The 21537-nt window shown below is 46.0% G+C and carries 24 protein-coding genes and 1 pseudogene; 10 read left to right on the top strand and 15 right to left on the bottom strand.

All coding sequences use genetic code 11. The annotated features are described in order from the left end of the window. Positions 1 to 53: 53 nt before the first annotated feature. Together L985_RS03820 and L985_RS03825 are read left to right on the top strand one after the other, a co-directional pair. Entirely contained in the window at positions 54 to 1790 is a 1737-nt protein-coding gene (locus L985_RS03820; protein ID WP_029340922.1) for a phospho-sugar mutase, read from the top strand. Positions 1791 to 1928: 138 nt separating this feature from the next. Beyond that, complete coding sequence (locus L985_RS03825; protein WP_029340923.1) at positions 1929 to 2825, top strand: aldo/keto reductase; 897 nt, start codon at positions 1929 to 1931, stop codon at positions 2823 to 2825. A 182-nt stretch (positions 2826 to 3007) separates the two neighbouring features. Here the strand turns inward: L985_RS03825 and L985_RS03830 are convergent, their stop codons facing one another. From L985_RS03830 to L985_RS03850, 5 genes are all read right to left on the bottom strand, one after another. After that, on the bottom strand, positions 3008 to 3196 hold the full coding sequence (locus L985_RS03830) for a hypothetical protein (protein ID WP_029340924.1): 189 nt from the start codon (positions 3194 to 3196) through the stop codon (positions 3008 to 3010). A gap of 142 nt (positions 3197 to 3338) precedes the next feature. Continuing rightward, positions 3339 to 3989, bottom strand: a complete 651-nt coding sequence (locus L985_RS03835) for an amino acid ABC transporter permease (RefSeq protein ID WP_029340925.1) — start codon at positions 3987 to 3989, stop codon at positions 3339 to 3341. Beyond that, positions 3986 to 4753, bottom strand: a complete 768-nt coding sequence (locus tag L985_RS03840) for a transporter substrate-binding domain-containing protein (protein ID WP_047396216.1) — start codon at positions 4751 to 4753, stop codon at positions 3986 to 3988. The genes L985_RS03835 and L985_RS03840 overlap by 4 nt, the downstream gene beginning before the upstream one ends. Positions 4754 to 4916: 163 nt before the next feature. Further along, the gene (locus L985_RS03845; protein WP_035409428.1) at positions 4917 to 6023 is read right to left on the bottom strand and encodes an ABC transporter ATP-binding protein; all 1107 of its coding nucleotides are present in this window, start codon (positions 6021 to 6023) and stop codon (positions 4917 to 4919) included. Between the two features lie 118 nt (positions 6024 to 6141). Continuing rightward, positions 6142 to 6975, bottom strand: a complete 834-nt coding sequence (locus L985_RS03850; RefSeq protein WP_047396220.1) for a PucR family transcriptional regulator — start codon at positions 6973 to 6975, stop codon at positions 6142 to 6144. A 74-nt stretch (positions 6976 to 7049) separates the two neighbouring features. Between L985_RS03850 and L985_RS03855 the strand changes: the two genes are divergently transcribed. Both L985_RS03855 and L985_RS03860 read left to right on the top strand, forming a co-directional pair. After that, positions 7050 to 8186, top strand: a complete 1137-nt coding sequence (locus L985_RS03855; RefSeq protein WP_029340928.1) for a DUF445 domain-containing protein — start codon at positions 7050 to 7052, stop codon at positions 8184 to 8186. Between the two features lie 20 nt (positions 8187 to 8206). Beyond that, entirely contained in the window at positions 8207 to 8581 is a 375-nt protein-coding gene (locus L985_RS03860; protein WP_023467337.1) for a YlbF/YmcA family competence regulator, read from the top strand. Between the two features lie 52 nt (positions 8582 to 8633). On the opposite strand, the gene L985_RS03865 is transcribed toward L985_RS03860, so the two are convergent. The 3 genes from L985_RS03865 to L985_RS03875 all read right to left on the bottom strand — a co-directional run bounded on the left by L985_RS03865 (position 8634) and on the right by L985_RS03875 (position 10953). Next, positions 8634 to 8846 carry a YhzD family protein gene (locus tag L985_RS03865; RefSeq protein ID WP_029340929.1) on the bottom strand — a complete coding sequence of 71 codons (213 nt, stop codon included), beginning with the start codon at positions 8844 to 8846 and terminating at the stop codon, positions 8634 to 8636. 58 nt (positions 8847 to 8904) lie between these two features. Then, complete coding sequence (gene dinB, locus L985_RS03870; protein WP_047396224.1) at positions 8905 to 9984, bottom strand: DNA polymerase IV; 1080 nt, start codon at positions 9982 to 9984, stop codon at positions 8905 to 8907. Between the two features lie 63 nt (positions 9985 to 10047). Then, the gene (locus tag L985_RS03875; protein WP_047396227.1) at positions 10048 to 10953 is read right to left on the bottom strand and encodes a magnesium transporter CorA family protein; all 906 of its coding nucleotides are present in this window, start codon (positions 10951 to 10953) and stop codon (positions 10048 to 10050) included. A gap of 104 nt (positions 10954 to 11057) precedes the next feature. Between L985_RS03875 and L985_RS03880 the strand changes: the two genes are divergently transcribed. Together L985_RS03880 and namA are read left to right on the top strand one after the other, a co-directional pair. After that, the gene (locus L985_RS03880) at positions 11058 to 11978 is read left to right on the top strand and encodes an HD domain-containing protein (RefSeq protein WP_047396230.1); all 921 of its coding nucleotides are present in this window, start codon (positions 11058 to 11060) and stop codon (positions 11976 to 11978) included. 12 nt (positions 11979 to 11990) lie between these two features. Next, positions 11991 to 13022 (top strand): NADPH dehydrogenase NamA, encoded by a 1032-nt coding sequence (gene namA, locus L985_RS03885; protein ID WP_047396233.1) that lies wholly within the window; start codon positions 11991 to 11993, stop codon positions 13020 to 13022. A 47-nt stretch (positions 13023 to 13069) separates the two neighbouring features. Here namA and L985_RS03890 read toward each other — a convergent pair whose 3' ends face one another. The 4 genes and pseudogenes from L985_RS03890 to L985_RS03905 form a co-directional block, all read right to left on the bottom strand. Next, complete coding sequence (locus L985_RS03890; RefSeq protein WP_029340934.1) at positions 13070 to 13987, bottom strand: peptidylprolyl isomerase; 918 nt, start codon at positions 13985 to 13987, stop codon at positions 13070 to 13072. Between the two features lie 260 nt (positions 13988 to 14247). After that, entirely contained in the window at positions 14248 to 14817 is a 570-nt protein-coding gene (locus tag L985_RS03895; protein WP_023467344.1) for an HTH-type transcriptional regulator Hpr, read from the bottom strand. A gap of 83 nt (positions 14818 to 14900) precedes the next feature. Beyond that, on the bottom strand, positions 14901 to 15242 hold the full coding sequence (locus tag L985_RS03900; RefSeq protein WP_023467345.1) for a hypothetical protein: 342 nt from the start codon (positions 15240 to 15242) through the stop codon (positions 14901 to 14903). 114 nt (positions 15243 to 15356) lie between these two features. Then, a pseudogene (locus L985_RS03905) lies at positions 15357 to 15785 on the bottom strand (HIT family protein); the annotation flags it as partial. 126 nt (positions 15786 to 15911) lie between these two features. Between L985_RS03905 and L985_RS03910 the strand changes: the two are divergent. Next, positions 15912 to 16964, top strand: coding sequence for a TcaA second domain-containing protein (locus L985_RS03910; protein WP_029340935.1), 1053 nt, complete (start codon positions 15912 to 15914; stop codon positions 16962 to 16964). A 36-nt stretch (positions 16965 to 17000) separates the two neighbouring features. Here L985_RS03910 and L985_RS03915 read toward each other — a convergent pair whose 3' ends face one another. Together L985_RS03915 and L985_RS03920 are read right to left on the bottom strand one after the other, a co-directional pair. After that, on the bottom strand, positions 17001 to 17252 hold the full coding sequence (locus L985_RS03915) for a GlsB/YeaQ/YmgE family stress response membrane protein (protein ID WP_029340936.1): 252 nt from the start codon (positions 17250 to 17252) through the stop codon (positions 17001 to 17003). 33 nt (positions 17253 to 17285) lie between these two features. Continuing rightward, a complete protein-coding gene (locus L985_RS03920) occupies positions 17286 to 17534 on the bottom strand; it encodes a GlsB/YeaQ/YmgE family stress response membrane protein (RefSeq protein WP_029340937.1) in 249 nt (82 codons plus the stop codon). Between the two features lie 319 nt (positions 17535 to 17853). On the opposite strand from L985_RS03920, the gene L985_RS03925 reads away from it, so the two are divergent. Continuing rightward, positions 17854 to 18588 carry an ABC transporter ATP-binding protein gene (locus L985_RS03925; protein WP_029340938.1) on the top strand — a complete coding sequence of 245 codons (735 nt, stop codon included), beginning with the start codon at positions 17854 to 17856 and terminating at the stop codon, positions 18586 to 18588. Next, positions 18585 to 19721, top strand: coding sequence for an ABC transporter permease (locus tag L985_RS03930; RefSeq protein ID WP_047396237.1), 1137 nt, complete (start codon positions 18585 to 18587; stop codon positions 19719 to 19721). The genes L985_RS03925 and L985_RS03930 overlap by 4 nt, the downstream gene beginning before the upstream one ends. 60 nt (positions 19722 to 19781) lie before the next feature. Here L985_RS03930 and L985_RS03935 read toward each other — a convergent pair whose 3' ends face one another. Further along, positions 19782 to 21080 carry an ammonium transporter gene (locus tag L985_RS03935; RefSeq protein WP_029340940.1) on the bottom strand — a complete coding sequence of 433 codons (1299 nt, stop codon included), beginning with the start codon at positions 21078 to 21080 and terminating at the stop codon, positions 19782 to 19784. A gap of 117 nt (positions 21081 to 21197) precedes the next feature. Between L985_RS03935 and L985_RS03940 the strand changes: the two genes are divergently transcribed. After that, positions 21198 to 21500: a MerR family transcriptional regulator gene (locus L985_RS03940; protein WP_023467353.1), complete on the top strand. Its 303-nt coding sequence runs from the start codon at positions 21198 to 21200 to the stop codon at positions 21498 to 21500. Positions 21501 to 21537 lie beyond the last annotated feature (37 nt).

Raw genomic sequence — 21537 nt, forward strand, 5'->3', positions numbered from 1 at the left:
AGGTATCGCTTCATCGCAAGTCTTACCCTCATTCAAAAAGGAGTCGATTTACCATGTCATGGAAAGAAACTTATCAAAAATGGGATCAGTTCGCTGATTTAGACAGTACATTAAAAGAAGAATTAGTCACGTTAGCAACGGATGAAAAAGCAGCTGAAGAAGCATTCTATAAAGAACTCGAGTTCGGAACAGGTGGTATGCGTGGGGAAATCGGTGTCGGGACAAACCGGATGAACGTATATACGGTCCGAAAAGCATCACAAGGGTTCGCAGCATTCATTAAGGCGTCGGGGGAAGAAGCGGCAGCAAAAGGAATCGTCATCGCACACGATTCCCGTCACTTCTCACCAGAATTTGCGCTGGAGGCGGCACGGACGCTCGCAAGTAACGGCATCAAGGCGTATCTGTTCGACGGTCTACGTCCGACACCAGAACTTTCGTTTGCGGTGCGATCTTTACAAGCAGCAGGCGGGATCGTCATCACAGCGAGTCACAACCCACCAGAGTACAATGGCTACAAAGTATATGGGGATGACGGTGGACAACTTCCGCCAAAAGAGGCGGATGAACTCGTTTCATACGTCAGCCAAATCGAAGATGAGCTGTCGATTGAACTTGAGAAAGAAGAAGTCCTTCGTGCGAACGGATTGATCGTCCGTGTCGGAGAAGAACTCGACGAAGCGTACCAAGACAAATTACAAACGATTCGTGTCTTACCTTCGATTCAATCGGAATTAGCGGATCCACTTAAAATCGTCTTCACACCACTTCATGGAACAGGTCTTGTGCCGGTAACAGAAGGCTTGAAACGTTACGGTTTCGAACACGTGACAGTCGTCAAGGAGCAAGCAGAGCCAGACGGTGCATTCCCGACCGTGACGTCACCGAACCCGGAAGAACATGCTGCCTTTAAACTGGCAATCGAATATGGTGACCGGGCAGACGCCGACATCTTGATTGCGACGGATCCCGATGCTGACCGTGTCGGAGTCGCGACACGTGATGCAGACGGAGAATGGACAGTCCTGACAGGGAATCAGACGGGCGCTTTATTGCTCGACTACATCCTTTCGCAAAAAGCGGCGCAGGGAACACTTCCAGCGAACGGATTCGTCGCGAAGACGATCGTTACGTCAGAACTGGGGGCATTGATTGCGCGTCACTATGATCTTCATGTCGAGAATACATTGACAGGATTTAAGTTCATTGGTGAGAAAATCAAACAATATAACGCATCGGGTCAGTACGAGTATCTCTTTGGCTATGAGGAGAGCTATGGTTACCTCATCGGTGACTTCTGCCGCGACAAGGATGCCGTCCAAGCGTGCTTATTAGCTGCTGAGATGGCTGCGTATCACAAGAACGAAGGACGGACGCTCTATGAGGCATTACAGGCGATCTACGAGCAGTTCGGATACTTCGAAGAGTCACTCCGTTCTCTGACGCTCAAAGGGAAGGACGGCGTGGCACAGATCGGGCGAATCATGGATACGTTCCGTGAGAATCCACCGAAACAAGTAGCAGGAGAACAGGTCGTCTTGTTCGAGGACTATGATGCGAGCATCGCCCACGATTTGAAGACGCATCAACCTTCACCGATCAACTTGCCAAAATCCAACGTTCTGAAGTTCACGCTCAGCGATGGATCGTGGTTCTGCCTTCGTCCATCGGGTACGGAACCAAAAATCAAATTCTACTTCAGCGTCACGTCACCAGATGCTGCTGAGACGACACGAAAACGTCAGCAGATTGAAGATGAAGTCATGCAAGAAGTCGAACAAATTCAATAAGTCCCATACAGGATCACGTCATCGACGGGGTCCTGTTTTTTGTCTGAGAGCATTGAAAAGTGAAATTCGTGCAACCGGTTCCATTTTGAGGTACAGTAAACGAGATAGAGTTTATACGACAGAGGAGTTGGAAGACAGATGGAACGGATTCAACTAACAGAAGATTTATCATTCTCACGCATCATTCATGGCTTATGGCGATTGAATGAATGGGAGATGACGAAAGAAGAGCGTCTCGAATTGATCGAAGCATGCCTTGCTTTAGGGATTACGACGTTTGATCACGCGGATATCTATGGCGATTATACGAATGAACGCTTATTCGGAGAAGCTCTTGCTTTAAAACCGGAGTTACGTGACCGGATGGAGATCGTTACGAAGACGGGCATCAAGATGAAAGGGGATCATTTCTCGGATCAGTCCTTATCATTCTACGATACGACGAAAGAGCACATCATCAAACAAGTCAACCGTTCTCTTCAAGAACTCGGTGTCGAGTACGTGGATACGTTGTTGATTCACCGTCCAGATCCGTTGATGGACCCGAACGAGATTGCTGAAGCGTTCGTAGAGTTGAAGGACGCAGGAAAGGTACGGACATTCGGTCTCTCGAACCATACACCTGCCCAACAAAGTCTCATTCAGTCTCGCTTACCATTCATGCTCGTGACGAACCAACTCGAGTTGTCGGTATCAGAATTGAAACATTTCGAGGATGGATCCGTTGATCTCTGTCATGAAAATGAGATGCCGTTGATGGCATGGAGTCCGCTTGCGGGGGGGCGTCTCTTCAAGGACGAGCAATATGCACCGTTACGCGAAAAATTAGCTGAGATCGCAGAGACGATCGGGGCAGAAGAAATCGATGAGGTCGCATATGCATGGTTGCTCAAACATCCAGCACGTATCATGCCAATCGTTGGTTCTGGTAAGATTGAACGCATTGAATCTGCGGTTCGTTCGACGAAAGTATCGTTGACACGCGAGCAATGGTTTGAGATTTTGAAGGCATCACGTGGTCGTGACGTCGATTAATTGGTTTTGAGATAGACGCTCAATGCGCACGTTGTCCGTTAGCGAAATAAAGTGAGAGGATCGTTTCCAATATATCATTCGGAAGCAATCCTCTCTTTCGCTTACACATAGAATGTACGTCAAAAAGTAGACAAAAAAAAAGCCCCATCTCAAGGGGGAGGAGAGATGGGGGATCTATGAGGTTAAGCTTCTAAACGAAGCATCTCCTGACGGTATTTATCTAGACGATCTTTACTTGCTGAAACGGCAGCTTGGTCATTGGCTTGAATCGCATCGAAGAGCGTACTGAGCTCATAATCGATTTCGAGACGTAGCACTGGAATTCGCTGCTCTGCATCTTGTCTACGGAAAGCTTCAATTACTTGTTTCATCTCGGCCACGCTCCTTTGTAAGTTGTCAGATAATTCTGATTTTTATTAGTATACTTGATTATTCCCGGATTGCCTAGTGCTAAACCTAAAAAAATCTAAAAAAACACACTTGAAATCCATACGGTTCCAAGTGTGGGAAAAATCATTCTGGAATACTGAAGCGTGCTTCTAAGCGATGTTGAACACTTTGAATGATTGTCGACATGATCCAGTAAATCGCAGCCGAGAACAAGAGTAACGGCATGACGAGGTAAGTTGTCGCTGAAATCTGGTCAGAGACATACGTCAATTCTTCAACAGCAACGATCGTACCGAGTGATGTCGATTTGATGATATCGATGACAGAGTTCGAAAGCGGTGGAATCGCTCGAGATAGCGCTTGCGGTAAGATGACATCCTTGAAGGTCTTACGACGCGGAATACCGAGCGAGTCAGCTGCTTCCCATTGTCCACGATCGACAGAGGAGATGGCAGCGCGGAACGATTCTGAGATATACGCAGAAAAGTGAAGCGATAAGCCGAAGGCGAGGGCTTGGAATCCAGTCAACTGAAGGACAACGAGACCATTGTATAAAATCAGGATTTGTAGCAGTAATGGTGTTCCTCGGAAGAACGAGACATATAAACGTGCAAAACCGCTAAAGACGGCAAGACGGCTATCACGCATGACGGCAAGAATCAACCCAAGAATAAGCGCAAAGACGATGGCGAGACCACTTGCAAGAAGGGTCGTACCAATCGCCTTTGCGTAGACGTCCGAGTTATCCCGGACGATCGTCAGTAATTCACTCACTTACTGATATCCTCGTTGAAGTACTTCTCACCGATTTTTGCAAGAGTGCCGTCTTCTTGCATCTCAGCGAGTGCTTTATTGAAGTCTTCTGTATACTTGCTGTTTTTCGCCATCATGAAGCCTGATTCGTTCTTGTCGAACGTTTCACCGACCGCTTTAACTTTGTAGCCTGCTTTCTTCAGCTCCGTCAAGACGAAGAGACGATCGTTCATGGCAGCATCAACACGACCTGCTTCAAGATCTTTCAAGACTTGGTTCGCACCTTTGTAGTATTTCACTTTCGCGCCAGCTTCTTCAGCTGTTTTGGCATAGAGTGAACCTTGTGTCGAACCGACTGTCTTTCCTTTTAAGTCGTCGAGTGTTTTGATGTCGTTCGTTTTATTGTTGACGATGATTGTTGAACCAGAGACCGTATACGCATCAGAGAAAGCGTATTTTTCTTGGCGCTCAGGCGTGATTCCCATTTGGTTCGCGATGACATCGATCCGTTTTGAATCAAGTGCTGGGATGAGTCCTTTGAAGTCCATCGCTTTGTAATCGACTTTATAGCCGGCGCGTTTTGCGACTTCGTTCATGACGTCTACGTCATAACCTGTCAATTTTCCTTTTTCTTTATACGTGAAAGGTGGGTACGTTGCTTCTGTACCGACTGTAATGACTTTTGACTCTTTATCAGAACCTGCGTTGTCGTTCGAAGCGCCGCATGCTGCAAGCACCCCCGCTGTCGATAATGCTGCTACAGCTAATTTCAAACCGTGTTTCATAGCGCTCTCTCCTTTATAAATAAATGATTTCAATTCCTAGTTTTCGAATAGGATTAATTTTAAGCTACAAGCAGTATCATACAAAGTTACAGGAACGTCTGTCAATAAAAAAGACTGCCCTTAATAGGACAGTCTGAAACATCGTAACTGATCGATGATGCGATTAACGGATCGTTGCTTCTGTTGAAGCATCGAAGAAGTGTGCTTTTGTCATATCGAAGAAGAGATCAAGCTGCGATCCCATCTCGACGTGTGAACGTGAATCAACACGTGCCGTGAACGCTTGTTGTCCGACTTTTGAGTAGAGGTAAGACTCTGCACCCATCAATTCAGATACTTCGATATGTGCTGGGAAGCGGTGTGCTGTTTTCGTGTCTTGGTAAATCAATTCCGCATGGATATCCTCTGGACGAATTCCGAGGACGAGATCTTTATTCGTATAACCGCGGTCGCGGAGAACTTTCATTTTTCCTTCTGGTACTTCGAATTTCTCTTCTGTTCCTGAAACATGGAAGAGACCGTCTTCTGCCAATTTACCTGTCAAGAAGTTCATCGATGGTGAACCGATGAATCCAGCGACGAACATGTTATCTGGGTGATCATAGACTTCTTTCGGCGTACCGACTTGTTGAATGATTCCCGCTTTCATGATGACGATCCGTGTCGCAAGCGTCATCGCTTCCGTCTGATCGTGCGTGACGTAAATCGTCGTCGTCTCAAGACGTTTGTGTAACTGAATGATTTCCTTACGCATTTGTACACGCAATTTAGCATCTAAGTTCGAGAGCGGCTCATCCATCAAGAAGACTTTAGCATCACGAACGATGGCGCGACCAATCGCTACCCGTTGGCGCTGACCACCAGAGAGTGCTTTTGGCTTCCGCTCGAGGTATTCTTCAAGACCAAGGATACGAGCTGCGTTATCAACGCGTTGCTTGATTTCATCTTTAGGGAACTTCCGAAGCTTTAATCCGAATGCCATGTTATCGAAGACGTTCATATGCGGATACAATGCATAGTTTTGGAAGACCATCGCGATATCGCGATCTTTTGGTGCTACATCGTTCATGCGTTTGCCATCGATGATGAAATCCCCACCTGAGATTTCTTCAAGTCCAGCGATCATCCGAAGTGTCGTTGATTTCCCGCAACCTGATGGTCCGACGAAGACGATGAATTCTTTATCTTTAATGTGAAGGTTGAAGTCATCAACCGCTTTTGCATCACCTGAGTAGATTTTATCGATATGTTCAAGACGAATTTCAGCCATGTGTAGTTCCCCCTAATGTAAATGATGAAATAATAACGCTTACAAGATTTAGTATAAAAGAAGTCAGGGAGTCTGCCTATGGACAACCTGACTAAATGCAAACGTTTTCAATTAGGCATCATGCTACAAGAAGTAAGGTATAGAGAAAAGTAGCGCCTTCAAATGAGCGAACATCGATTCCAGTCTGCTCCGTCAACCGGTCGAGTCGATACTGGAGGCTGTTTCGATGTAAGAATAGATGTTTTGCTGTCAGGGAGACGTTCAAATTAGCTCGACAAAAAGCAAGGATCGTCTCACGAGACTCTGGCTCGAGGGAACGGATGAACTGATCGACGAGTGTCGCGCGATGCCGGTCATCTAGACTTGCAAGGCGGAGCATGGCAGGCAAGAAACGTTCGATGTGCATCGAAGGAACGAAAGCAAGCGCTGCTTGTTCAAGTTGGAACTGAACGGCGATATCACCTGCAGCACGTTGTTGACCAAGCAATACCTTACCGTCGAGTACAAAATCAGATTGTAATGCTAAAAATAAATCGGATAGTTCTGACTCGATGACAAACTCTTCGCGTTCAACGACCGTGAAGCGATGTGCGCTAAAAGGAATAAGGATGCTCGTCTGCGAAAAGAAAGAGGAGAGCAATTGTTGAATTTCTTCACTTGTCCGTTCATCGGTTGGATTGAACAAAAAATGGACAAGTCGGAACGACTGATCTTCCAAGGCATGAGCAGATTGGATACGCTCTCGCCATAGATCGATATCAGACCGTGACGTCGTGATGATGCGTTCAGCGAATACATCAAGCAGTTGTTGTTCACGGTCAGAGATGGCAGTCGCCTTGATTCCAAAACAAAGTCCATCTTCAAGGCGATATACGCTATACTGTTCCTGGCAATAAACATTCGGATCGGTCGTAAGCTGGTCATTGAATACAGTCATCAGTTGTCGTAACACACGGCATCACTCCTAAATCGTACATAACTATCTCGACTTTACCATAAGTCGAAAATCGGAAGGAATGATAACTTATGTCAGATACGTTTTTACTCGTATTGAAACTTGTCGGAATCATTGTCATTGGGGCTCTGATTGGGGCAGTCACGAATCATTTAGCGATTCGGATGTTATTTCGACCACTTGAACCGAAATACATCGGAAAATTTCGCGTACCATTTACACCTGGTCTGATTCCTAAACGGCGGGATGAACTGGCAGCGAATCTCGGACGGACGGTCGTCAAGCATCTCTTGACGCCAGAAGGAATCGGGAAACGTCTCGCATCACCAGCTGTTCGTGGAGCCGTCACTCGGCTCGTCGAACAAGAAGTCATGAAATGGACGCGCTCGGAAGAGACGACGGAAGCGTGGATCGGTCGATTCATCGACGAACCAAAACAACGGATCCAAGGGAAAATCAGTTATCACTTGGAGCAGGAGTTTTCGCTCCTCATGGGCAAATGGCGTGAGCAGTCTGTGCGCGAGTTGATCGGGGAAGCCGGAGAACAAAAAATCGAGGAAGTCATGCCAAGACTCATCACATCCGTATTACACCAAGCAGAGGAATATTTTGATGGACCAGAAGGACGTTTACAACTTGAGGAAACGGTTGCTCGCTTCATCCAACAGCGTCTCGGAGGTGGGATGTTCGGGATGTTGCTCGCGAACGTCAACGTCGTTGATATGATTCAGCCGGAGCTGAAACGGGTACTTCAATCAGAGTCGACGTCTCAGTTCATCCTTGCCTTATTACGTCAGGAATGGCAAAAGGGACTGGATCGTCCACTCTCATCCTATATGACGGAAGAGACGGAGTCACGGATTCGACAGACCGTCAAAGAACAAGTCTTGGCGCGTTTACCGATTGAATCGATGCTTGCTACACCATTACGCGTCTGGTTGAATCCACTCGAGTCACAATTGCTCGAGCAACATGTCCCTGTTGTCATCGATCATCTATTTGAACGGACGACGAATCAAATCGGACAAATTCTACAAACGCTTGATCTCGAAACGATCGTTCGAGAAGAGGTCGGTTTGCTGGATACTGCGTATCTCGAGGAAATCGTCTTATCGATTTCTAAGCGAGAATTCCGGGCTATCACTTGGCTTGGAGGGTTGTTAGGTGGTTTAATTGGATTGATACAGGCGGGGCTTTATCTCGTCTAAACAAATTGGAGGTTTTACTCATGGCAGAAACAAACTTATACGATCACGCGTACACTCTGGAGCGTGCATTACGTGAAACTTCGGAGTACACGACATTAAAAGATTTGTACACGCAAGTGAATGCGGATCCGGAATCAAACGAATTGTTCGCATCGTTCCGTAACATCCAACTTGAATTACAACAAAAACAGATGCAAGGTGAAGAAATCACACCAGACGATATGGCGTCTGCCCAAACTAAGATGCTTGAAGTACAAAACAACCCATTAATCAGTCAGCTGATGCAAGAAGAGCAACGGATGCACACGATGTTGACGGAAGTCACACAAATCATCATGAAGCCGTTAGAAGAACTCTACGCGCCAATGATGGAGCAACAAGACGACGTCCAATAAGTAATCAAAAAGGAAGACGGCCATAATGGCACGTCTTCCTTTTTTGTATGGCTCAAGATGAAGCAGGGACGATCCGTGGCAAGTAAGCGCGCTCGAAATGAATCAAACGACCTGAACGTGTGACGCGAGCTGCATGATGGGCGTATCCACTCTCATTGAGACGTCGAATCCCTTCTTCTCGTGCCTGTCCATCTGTTTCTGCTTCAAAAACGTCATCGAGTAACGTTTCACCACGATCTGAAAAGACTGTCATCGTATACTGCATACTTGTTCCTCCCTTGTCTAATCGGTATTGTATTCAGTATAATGAATCGCTATTCATTTTACAAGCGCAAGTCTAAGTCTTGCCACGTCAGTTGTCTCGCAGCAGGAGGTGTAGTAAGGTGACTGACCGTCATACCAATCAAACGGATTGGTCCGTCGAAGGTGATGCCATTGAAGAGTTTCGTTGTTTCCTCAAGTAATCGTTCTTCGTCCGCCGTCTCTTCTGAAAATGTATGCCGTTTCGAACGTGACTGGAATGTATCAGTCTTCCACTTGATCGTGATCGTTCGGCAAACGAGTTCTTTTTTTTGAAGACTCGCAATGACGGATTTTGATTCTCGAATCAACGTCTCAAATATCGTATCGATATCCTCCGTATCTTCTTCGAAGGTCGTCTCAGAACCGATTGATTTTCGCTCGCGTTCCGGACGAACCGGACGCTCGTCGATCCCATACGCCATCGCATGTAGTTCCGTTCCCCGATCGCGTCCAAGCAATGCTCGTAATTGTTCGACCGGCATTGCTTGAACATCTGCGACGGTTTCAATCCCTTGTTTGCGTAACGCTTGTTCCGTGACTTTTCCGACGCCATGTAAGTCTCCAATTTTTAATGGAGATAAGAAACTCAGGACGTCCTCTGGAGGAACGACCGTCAATCCGTTCGGTTTCTCGTATCCGGAAGCGACCTTCGCGACGAGTTTAGAGTTAGAAACACCAGCAGAGGCAGTCAGACCTGTCCGTTCTTTAATTTGTTGTAGAACATATTGCGCAATATAGGTCGCACTTTTTTGATCAAAGTAATTTTCGGTGACGTCGAGGTACGCCTCATCCAGTGAGAGGGGCTCGACGAGCGGTGTCACTTCTCGAAAAAGTGCCATGATTTGCGCACTGACAGCCCGGTAGACGTCAAAGCGAGGACGAATGAAGACGGCACGAGGGCAAAGCTGGAAGGCACGTCTTGACGGCATCGCGCTATGGATGCCGTATTTCCGTGCTTCATAGGAACAGGTCGCTACGACACCGCGTGCATGAGGCGGTCCACCGACGACGACGGGAACACCTTTTAATCGAGGACGATCGCGTTGCTCGACGGAAGCGTAAAAGGCGTCCATATCAATATGAATGATTTTTCGTTCCATCGTACAAGCGTCTCCTTTCAGTAGATATGATACAATTAGTATAACGAACTTATGTTCTGATATCTATTTTTTTGGTCGACTGTTCTTTGGCATCCGAACAAGAGCGCCTAACCATCCACGCCAGCGCATCCAGTAGAAGATGCCACCGGTTGAGAGAAAGATTAGACCTAGGGATAGGGCGTAACCGTATTTCCATTCTAATTCCGGCATGATTTTAAAGTTCATCCCCCAAATTGCACCGAGGGCCATCGTTGGTGTCGCGACGGCAGTAAAAATCGTTAACGCCTTCATGATTTCGTTTCCACGGAAGTTCGAGACGGTCGTCGATAAGTCGAGCAGGACCTCAATGTCTTTTTGATAATGTTCGATGAGCATTAACAGACGGCGGACACGTTTCGTAGCTAGCTTCAACGAGAGATCCTCGAGATACGTGTCCTCGTCGAGAAATGATTCTTCACCAGCCATGACGAGCTCTTGAAACGGAACGATCAAATCGGACCAGTTCTCGATCGTGTCGCGTAGCGCGAAGATGCTATCAAGCGAATCTTCATTAATGCTGCCACGCAGTTCATCTTGTCTTGAGAACAGTTCCGTCTCAAACTGATCGATACCGGCAAAATATGTGTTCAGCTGTAAAGCAAGAATCGTATAAAAAGCAGCGAACGGATGCGCGGGCGAGTAGGGGGCAACGAGTGTCACGATCGATTCCGACAATCCGATCGTGATCAGTTTTTCTTTCGTCACATAAAAACAAATCGAGCGACGGTCACTTTTGTCGACAGGATTTTGCCAGGTGACGACAGCACCATAAAGAACCCCTTTTTCCGAGCGGGTAAAGTTCATGTCTTTTGATCGTAGCTGCGTGAGCCAGTCCATTTCGGATTGGTCGACGGTAGCCGCCGGAAATGTTTGTTCATAGTCAGCTAAATCGAGATAGCGGGACCAATTAAATTGAGGTTCCAGTTCCATGTTCATGACTCCCATATAGTAGAATGAAATAGTATATGCCTTAAGTGTAGTCAATGGAATATAAAAAAGACACCTATTTTACAGATAAAGGACGTGTTTCAAGTATGAAAGGAATCGGTAAGTTAGCAGTTGGAGAAACGCTCGATCAACGAGCGATGATCAAGCAGGCTGTCAAAGGAATTGCGGCAAACGGGAAACCGTATTTAACGCTCATCTTGACGGACAAGACAGGCGAAATCGAGACGAAGATGTGGGATACGAGTGATCTTGAAAAATATGCGCCGAAGTCGATCGTCCATGCTGCTGGAGAAGTCATGGACTATCGAGGACGGACACAGCTGAAGCTTAAACAAATCACAGTACTAGAAGAGACGAATGTCGAGGATTATGTTCAATCGGCACCAATTCCGCGAGAGCAGATCGAGACGGAAGTCCTCACGTTCGTAGAATCGATTCAAAACAGTGACATGAAAAAGCTCGTCAAACATTTGATTACTTCACGATTTGACGCCTACTTCACGCACCCGGCAGCGGTCAAGAACCATCATGCCTTTTACTCGGGGCTGTCGTACCACGTCCTTTCGATGTTGCGTCTAGCGGATCAAATCGCTCAACTCTATCCGACGTTAAACCGTGACGTGCTAATCAGTGGCATCATTCTACACGATTATGCGAAAATCAAGGAGTTATCCGATCCGGTTGCACCGGAATATACGTTGCCTGGTAAACTCGTCGGTCATATTACGATGATGGTAGCGGAACTTGAAAAAGTCGGAGCAGAATTACAAATTGACGCAGAAGTACTGACGGTCTTGCAACATCTCGTCTTAAGTCATCACGGACGACCAGAATGGGGTTCTGCCGTCGCACCACAGATGCGAGAAGCAGAAGTTTTGTTCTTGATCGATAACCTTGATGCACGGATGACGATGATGGATCGCCTTCTGGAATATGTCGAGCCAGGACAGTTCTCGGAACGATCATTTGCACTGGATAATCGTGCTTTTTATCGTCCGAAGCTATAAGGGGGAAGAAAGATGAAGACGAAGTTGTTTGATACGGTTCAACTCGGAGCGTTGACATTCCGAAATCGGGTCATCATGGCGCCGATGTGCATGTACAGTGCAAAAGAAGATGGACTAGTGACAGATTGGCATGTCACACACTATGCAACACGTGCAATGGGTGGTGTCGGTGGTGTCATCTTAGAGGCGAGTGCCGTCACGCCAGACGGTCGCATTTCAGCCGGTGACCTTGGAATTTGGTCAGATGCGCATATTGAAGGCTTACAACGGATTGCCGACCAAGTCAAAGTAGCGGGTGCAAAAGCAGGCATTCAACTGGCCCATGCCGGGCGCAAAAGCACGACGGCAGAACCACCCGTCGCACCGAGCGCTTTACCGTTTGATGATACGTATACGGATCCACGCGCATTAACGCTTGAGGAAATCGCGACGATCAAACAACAGTTCATCGATGCAGCATTACGAGCAGAACGAGCAGGATATGATTTCATTGAAATTCATGGAGCTCATGGTTATTTATTGAATACGTTCCTCTCTCCGTTATCAAACGTTCGTGAGGACCAATACGGTGGATCGATTGAAAATCGGATGCGCTTGTTGCTAGAGATCATTGATGGGATTCAGGAAGTCTCGAAGCTCTCGATTTGGGTCCGGATTTCAGCAGCCGATCATGCAACGGGGGGAATGACAGCAACGGATTATATTCCACTTGCGAAGGAACTAGCAGCACGTAACATTGATCTACTCGACTGTAGTTCAGGTGCTGTCGTCGCTAATGCCGTACCTGAAGTGTATCCGGGCTATCAAGTGAGCTACGCAGAAGAGTTGAAGCGAGAGGCGGGTATTGCAACAGGCGCGGTTGGATTGATTACGACAGCTGCTCATGCAGAGGAAATCGTCCGTAACGGTCGAGCAGATATCGTCCTGCTCGCACGTGAACTACTTCGCCAACCGTACTGGGTCTATCATGCGGCAGCCGAACTTGGGGATACGGTCGCCTTGCCGAAACAATACGAACGAGCTCCGATTCGGACGGTTCGCTAACTATTCAAGATATGAAAAAAGGAAGCCTTCGCGGCTTCCTTTTTTGATTACTGCTGTTGTTGTTGCATCATTTGTTGTTGCATTTGTTGTTGTTCTTGTTTATCTAAATCAAAAGCATCCTTGAAGTCTTTGTTTTCGATTTTGACATCGTATTCTTTCATGAGTGAACGGTAGATATCGTTCGGGTTGACTTGTGCTGCTTTTTCTTCAGCAAGTGCTTTTTTGATGCGTGATTTTTCTTTATCAAGTGTAAAGTCTTTCTTTTCTTTACGATCGACTACTTTGATGATGTGGTAACCGAACTGTGTTTTAATTGGATCGGAGATTTTACCTTCAACGCCATCCTTGAACGCATAATCTTCGAATTCCTGGACCATCTTACCTTTTGTGAAGTATCCGAGGTCTCCACCTTTTGTACCGCTACCTGTATCTGTTGATTTCTCTTTTGCAAGTTTCGCGAAGTCCGCGCCGTCATCCAATTGCTTTTTGATGTCTTTTGCTTCTGACTCTTTCGCGACGAGGATATGGCTTGCTTTAACTTCGACTTTTTCTTGGTCAAAACGCTCTTGGATTTCTTTATCTGTTACTTTTGATTTTGCAGATTTTGCTTCCGTTAAGAGCATTTGTGTGCGAAGAACTTTCTCGAATTCTTTTTCGTTCTTGATTCCAGCAGATTTCAATGTCGTACTGAACTGCTCTTTATCCGGGAACTGGTCTTTTGTCTTTTTGACTTCTGCTTCGACTTCTTTATCCGTGACTTCCTTGCCGTATTTCTTCTCGAGCAATTTGTTCATCGTTTGCTGGAAGGCGATTTGAGCACCAGCTTTTTCGTATGCTTCTTCTTGGACGTCAGCCTTGTTGACTTCGCCACCTTTGTAATTGATGACGGCTTCGTCATTTGATCCACATGCTGCTAACGTAAATACACTTGCGACTGCTGCTGCGCCTAACAATTTCTTTTTCATACATACACCCCTAATTTACCATTTATTTCAACCGTTTTATCATATCATATTCTCGTCTGGTTGACAGCTGTATCTTGTCATGCCAAGAGATACTTGCTCTTTTCCATGCTATCACATCCAAGTAGTTGGTTGAGGATAATTTTTATGGGAAATTGTGAGGGAAATAACGCTCTTGAGACATAGTAGTAATGTCCTTGTCATGAGGAAAAAAGACCTAAGAAAAAGCATTCTAGCTAGAGGCTAAAACGCTTTTGGTAAGGTTATGCTTTTTTGATTGAGTCCATGACTGGATCTTGAGGGCGACGATCTGCTTCTTCTGTGATCATCTTCGATGTCTCAGCGAATATGTCCATGAAACTGTCGCCATACAAGCGACGTACGATCGCAGAAATGTCCGTTAATTCCGGGAACTTCCCGTACAGTTCCTGAAGAGGAAGTGATGCACGGAAGACACCGTTTTCTTCAGGGCGGAACGCTTGAATCGTCTCAAGTAAGAGTGATTCGCCCTCTGGTGTCAACTGGACGTAGGTATTTCGTTTATCTGTTTCCTTTTTTGAGAACGTCAACAGTCCGCGGTCTTCTAACTTCTTCGAGAAGTTAAATGCCGTTGAGACGTGCATGACACCATACTTCGCGATTTCTGAAATTGAGGCGCCACCTAGCGCGTGCGAAATCCACAAGATATGATGTTCATTGATGTTCAGATCAAAGGGCTTGATCCAATTTTGCCAATCTTTTTCTACCGTTTTCCATAGTGCTTTGCTTAACTGGACAATCTTGTGGCTATACAATAAAGCCTCTTGTCCAGGATATAACTTTTCGTGTTCCATATCTGACTCATCCTTTCGAAAGGTGACAATGGCTCAAACGCGCAAAATGCAAACTATACAAAAACAAATCGAAGCAACGGATCTTACTTTTGTGGAGAAAGCTGGTCTGCTTCCTGTTTCGCTTCATCAGCGAGAGACTGGATCTTCGTGAGCGATGCTTGGACTTCCGTTTGGTATTCCGAGACGCTCTGCATGACTTCTTCTTTGAAGTGCATACCAGACGCTTTTGCTGTCTCTACTAAGTTCTTGCCCTCCTGGGTCAAATCCTGCACATTCGTTACGATTGTAGAATAAGAATTTCGACGTTGATGACCGTTCGAAGAGTCGCTTTTCGTACCTTGGCGAAGCGCCTTCAGACCGTAAAAAGTCACAAGTGTTAGCGTAGCACCAAAAGCGACCCAGTTACGGGCGGGACGCTTCGACATATTGAACCTCCTTTTTAATATTAAAATATTTGTTTCATATTATTTTACCGAAAATCGAATGAAAGAAACCTATTTCGGCAATATTTTTCTAAGAATAGAAGAAAAAGAACAGACTTAGATGCGTGAAGCGATCGAGTTAGCGAGTTCAGCCAATTCCTCTGCCGTGTAATCGTCATTATGAACTTCCCATTTCGCGCCGAAACCATCTTGTTTATCGTGACGCGGAATGAGATGCAGGTGGAAGTGGGAGACCGATTGACCCGCTACTTTTCCTGTATTCGACAAGAGATTCATGCCAGCTGCCTCTGTCTCTTGTTGAAGTGCACGACTGATTTGCGGGATCGTCGCAAATACGTCTTGTGCTTGTTCAGGAGAGAGATCATACAAATTATCGGCATGTTGTTTTGGGATGACGAGCGTATGTCCTTTTGTCACTTGTGACAAGTCTAGGAAAGCGAGAACTTGTTCGTTCTCAAATACGATATGACCAGGGACTTCTTTGCGAGCAATTTTACAGAAAATACATGACTCTTTTTGCATGGAACGTTCACTCCTTTGGGTAAGATAATATTAGTATACGGAAAGTTTCCGACTTCCGCACGATTGACAGTCAAATTGAACCCGATACACTTAGAAACATACAGCTACTGAAGGGAAGGAGCGAACTGCATGGCATCACGAGTAGCCTCAACGGCTCAAAAAAAACGAAAACAGCGTCTGCTCGTCGGTAGCGTTATCGTCGTTGGTCTTTTCTTATTAGTTGCCTTTTGGTTTGGGCGTAACATACAAGAAGCGGCGAAAATGGAGAAAACAGACGAGCGTCTTGCTGTCTTATTAAAGGAAAAGGATCAGCGTGGGTTCCAAAAGCTAGTCACGATGAGCGGTAAGTCACTATCGATGAGTGAAGCGACGCGACTCGTTAGTTGGTTGACGGCTGATGCAGAGCGGACGGACCGGGTCATTGCACAAGTCAAACAGGATCAAGACGCAGGTAAGCAAGTGAAGACACATCTGTTTTCGTTACAAGAAGAAGATGGATGGCTTTGGTATGATCGGTACTCTCTTGATGTGAATCCTCAGCGGTTAACCGTTTCGAGTGATCTACCGGGAACAAAGGTTTCGTTAGATGGAGAAGAAGTCGGAACGATTGATCAGAAATCCCTTGAAATCAAGCGTTCTCCTGGAGAGTATGATGTTCAGGTAAGCGCGGAACAATCAGGACAGACCATCGAGGAATCAAAGACTATACAACTCGGAGATGAACCGAACGCGACAGCCGACTTTAAATTGGCTGATCGGTTCAATACGACCGTTTCGAACGAATATGCGGTCGATATCAAAACGTTACTTGAGACGGAAGTAAAAGCCCGGACTGGAAAAAGTATCGATACGATGACTGGTTATCTTGGACGTTCGCGTGATTCGTTTGAGAATACATTCGGAACGCCTGATTCAACGGTTGCCAATCGAGCGCGATACGATGGATATGAAGTGACCTATCAGTCGGGGCAGGTGGAAGAGTTGTTAATTCGATTGAATAAGACTCCGGATGAACTTGAAGCCATCGCTGGAAAACCAGAAGGAAAGAAGCAAGAACAAGTCGGTACGATTTGGGAATATCCGTCTAGTTTTCTTGAAGGTGTGTTCGAATGGTTAAATTTACGGACGGAAAAGCGGGTCGTCGAGCGAGAGGACGGCATGTGGTTACAATTAAAAGACTAAAAAAAATCCTCGGACAGGATGTCCGAGGATTCTTGTTTATCGTTTATTCACCGCACGGAGAATGAACGATACGATAAGAATAAGGATGATAGCTCCGAGTAAAGCAGGAACGATTGCGAATCCGGCAACCATTGGACCCCAATCTCCAAATAATGCTTGACCAATTAATGCCCCAACGAAACCAGCGATGATATTACCGATGATGCCGCCTGGTACGTCTTTACCTAAAATTAGACTTGCTAACCAACCAATAATACCACCAACGATTAATGCCCATAAGAATCCCATTTAAAACACTCCTTTTCAATTTGAAATATATGATTACTTGCGTACTGCCCGGAGAATAAGTGAGACGATGAAGATCAAGATGACTGCTCCGAGAATAGCCGGAATGACTGCAAATCCACCAACTTTTGGTCCCATTGAACCAAAGATAGCTTGACCAATCATCGAACCGATGAAACCAGCGATGATGTTACCGATGATGCCACCCGGTACATCCTTCCCAATGATTAAACTTGCAATCCAACCGATGAGACCGCCAACGATTAATGCCCATAAGAATCCCATTTTTAAACAACTCCTCTACATATTAGTTTTACCTGTTTTCAGGCAGTTATAAACACGTGTGAAAGTGAAAAAATCTGAAATCGTTCGTTCATTAAAAAAGGACTAGAAGATTAGACCACTTGATAGAGAATAAATGAACGATTCATCGATTTCACTTTCGATTTGCATGTAAATCGTTTTCATATATTGATGTAACGATTACACTTAGAGTAATTACCGAAAAAACAAGTATTAAAACATTATATTTTAAAAAACTACTCGTTACGCTAGAAAAACGAAGCGAGTCTACTTTACGATGAGTCTAAAGGGAGTGGCAAATATGTTATTAGACATTAAAGGTTTGTCAGGAGGATACGGGTCAAAAACGGTTCTGCATGACATCAATATCGAAGTCGATCAGGGGGAACTTGTTGGTTTAATTGGTTTGAACGGTGCCGGAAAATCGACGACAATCAAGCACATACTAGGTCTTTTACCAGTCAAGACGGGATCCGTTCGAATCAATGGATTGGATTTAGCGACGAATGAAACCGAGTATCGTCGTCAAGTCGCGTATATTCCGGAACAGCCGATGTTATATGAACAACTGACGTTACGTGAGCATCTTCGTCTGATGGCGCAAGGATATGACGTCGAAGAGACGATTGCGACAGAACGCGCGCAACATTACGCTGAACGACTCCGAATGACGAAGCAACTAGAATGGTTTCCAAGTGTCTTCTCAAAAGGGATGAAGCAAAAAGCAATGATTTTATGTGCACTCGTCACAGGCAGTGAGCTGTTAATCGTCGATGAACCATTCGTTGGATTAGATCCGCTCGCGATTCGTGAATTACTTCAGATTTTTAGTGAACTCAAGCAGGACGGTAAAGGGATTTTAATGTCGACGCATATCCTTGAGACAGCCGAGCGTCACTGTAATCGATTCGTGCTCTTACATGAGGGGCATATTGCAGCGGAAGGAACGACAGCTGCTTTACGAGCCCGATATGGACTGCAAGATGGAACCCTGGATGATCTCTACGTTGCCGCGATCGAGGAGGCGGAACGATGAACAGCCAGTCCTTATGGAAGGAACGATATCAGGCGGCGATGACGGAGACCGTGAAATATACAAGGTACATGGCGAATGGCGGACTGTTATTCACCGTTTACTTCGTTATTTTGTACGGTTTAGTCGTCTACGGTCGTTTCCTCGATCAACTCGATCCATCGTTTCCTGGTCGATATCTCATGGCAGCCTTATTTCTGATTTTACCGCTCTACCGGACAAGTCGGACGTTTCTCGTCGAAGCGGATCAAGTGTTTCTATTACCGGTATTAGCGAAGTTATCAAGTTTCATGCAACAAGTACGAGCGTACAATGCGGTCTTTGGGATCATTCGTGCCATAATTCCGTTTTTAGCAGTCGTTGTCCTTTATGTCCGAACGGAACAGACGACACCACTTGAACTTGTTTTACTTGGAGCAGCGCTTGCTTTGTTCGGAGCGGCTGCGAATTTATCAAAGCTTGAAGGTATCGCACATCGGACGGTGTTACTGTATGCGTTTGGAGCGGCGCTACTCGTCATCATCGATATGGCGTGGATGACGATCGTCGTCGCACTTCTCTTAATGGTCGTACTCCATTTGAAGCGTCAGGACCATCTTCCTCTACGCGAATGGATTGCACTTGAGCAGGAATCGCGCGATCGATTTTATCGATTAGCGAATTGGTTCGTCGATGTTCCCCATCTGACAGCAACGTATAAACGGCGTCGTCTCTTAAGTAGCATGGTCGAGCGGATTCCACATCGAGCGCAAACGACATTCGATTACTTGTATGTCAAACAGTTCATCCGGAGTGGAGACGGGATCGGATTGATTGTTCGTTTGACATTAATCGGGGCTGTGTTCATGTGGTTAGCAAATGGCAACGAGTTGTTCGTTGCGCTTGCAATCCCTGCGTTTGCAGGACTGACAAGCTTTCAGTTAGCACCGTTCACGAAGGCAGTAGACCAACATCTATTGACTCGTCTATTACCGTTTGGAAATGCTGTACAGGCGAAACGGAAAATCATTCGTTTCGCAGCAATCAGTCAATGTATCGTCTTGACGCTACTCGGATTCTTTTTAAGTGGATCCCTCTATGTCGTTGGTGGTGCAGCCTTGGCGCTTGTAATTGGTGAATACTACGCTCGAAAATAATAAACAAGAAAGAGCCTACGCGATGAATCCATCGCGTAGGCTCTTGTTCGTTATCAATCATTAATTGACACGTTCGTTTGAGAGGTCTTCTTCTTCGACCATACGTAATTCTTTGCTGACAGGAGCAGGGAGATCGTAAGAAGCTTGACCATGTTCTGCGACGTCAAGTCCACGTAGTTCATCTTCGCGTGTGATCCGAAGACCAATCGTAAGGTCGAGAACTTTTAAGAATGCGTAACTTAAGACGCTGACGATGACGACGGCAAAGACGACACCAAGTGCTTGAACACCGAGTTGCGTAAAACCGCCACCATAGAAGAGACCAGCTTGTCCGATTCCTGTGATTTCAACGAGTCGTGGTGAAGCGAAGAATCCAGTTGCGAGTGTACCCCAGATACCAGCGACGCCATGAACGGAGAAGGCACATAGTGGATCATCTACACGGCTAGCGAGAAGAATACTCGTCCCATACGTGATCACACCAGCGAGGAAGCCGATGACGACAGCTGCCCACGGTTCAACGAAGGCACAGGCTGCTGTGATGGCAACGAGTGCAGCTAATACACCGTTGATGATCGACGGGATATCTGCGACACGACGGTGCCAGAACGAGATGGCAAGAGCACCGAGGGCACCTGCTGCAGTCGCCAGTAACGTCGTCAAGGCAACGTAACTAAAGAATCCATCTGCAATCGTTAGTGTCGAACCAGCGTTGAAGCCGAACCAACATAACCAGAGGATGAAGGCACCGACGACAGAATAGATGACGTTGTGTCCGAGTAACGGTGTTTTTTCAGCACCGATTCGTTTCTTAAGCAGTAAAGCAGCAACAAGTGCAGCGATCCCACCTTGTAAGTGGACGACCGTTGACCCAGCAAAGTCTTGCATCCCGAGCGAACCAAGGAATCCACCTGCCCAAACGGAACGTGCGATGATCGGATAAATGATAGCAACGAAAAACGTTCCGAACAACAGGTAGACGGATAATTTAGCACGTTCTGCGAATCCGCCCCAAGCGATCGCGAGGGAGACAGCGACGAATGAGAGTTGGAAGAGGAACTTCACATCAATCGTGATGTTTGACCAATCAAGACTGCTGAATCCTCCTTGTAATAAAAATCCTTCCGTTCCGATGATGGAATTGCCATCACCGAACGTCAATCCGAATCCGATTGCCCAAAAGGCGAGAGCGGCAACTGAGAAGCTGATGATTTGTTTGACTGCGACGTGACCCGCGTTCTTCGCTCGTAACATCCCTGTTTCTAGAAGTAAGAATCCGATTTGCATCGTAAAGACTAGTAGTGCTGCGAATAAGACATAAAACGTATCGACTGAGATAGCGAGTTGTTCCAGTTTCATTGTCGTTCCTCCTTTATCCATTTAAAGTATGTGTTTACTTTAGACGGAAATACTTTCGAAGAAACGTGTTGTGTCAGAAAATCTAACATGGTATTTTTGTGGAAAGGAGTGACGAAGATGAACTACCGTGAGAAAAAGGTGATGTCGATCGGAATCGTCTGTGAATTGACCGGCTTGTCAGAACGTCAGATTCGTTACTATGAGGAACGGAAGTTAATCTTTCCAGAACGGACAAATGGAAAGACACGAAAATATTCGTTTACGGATGTCGAGCGACTCGTCGAAGTCGCGGAAAAAATCGAGGATGGCTGGCGCACGCACGAAATTCGAGAAAAAGAACGCAAGGTAACGGAACAACAACGTTCTGACTTGATTCGTGGTCAGTTGAATGCTGCATTCGGTCTTTACAAGAAACAGTGAACATTTCATGAACTGGTAACAGAACTGTCATTTTGTA

The sequence above is a fragment of the Exiguobacterium sp. ZWU0009 genome, from assembly GCF_000798935.2.
Classification (GTDB): Bacteria; Bacillota; Bacilli; order Exiguobacteriales; family Exiguobacteriaceae; genus Exiguobacterium_A; species Exiguobacterium_A acetylicum.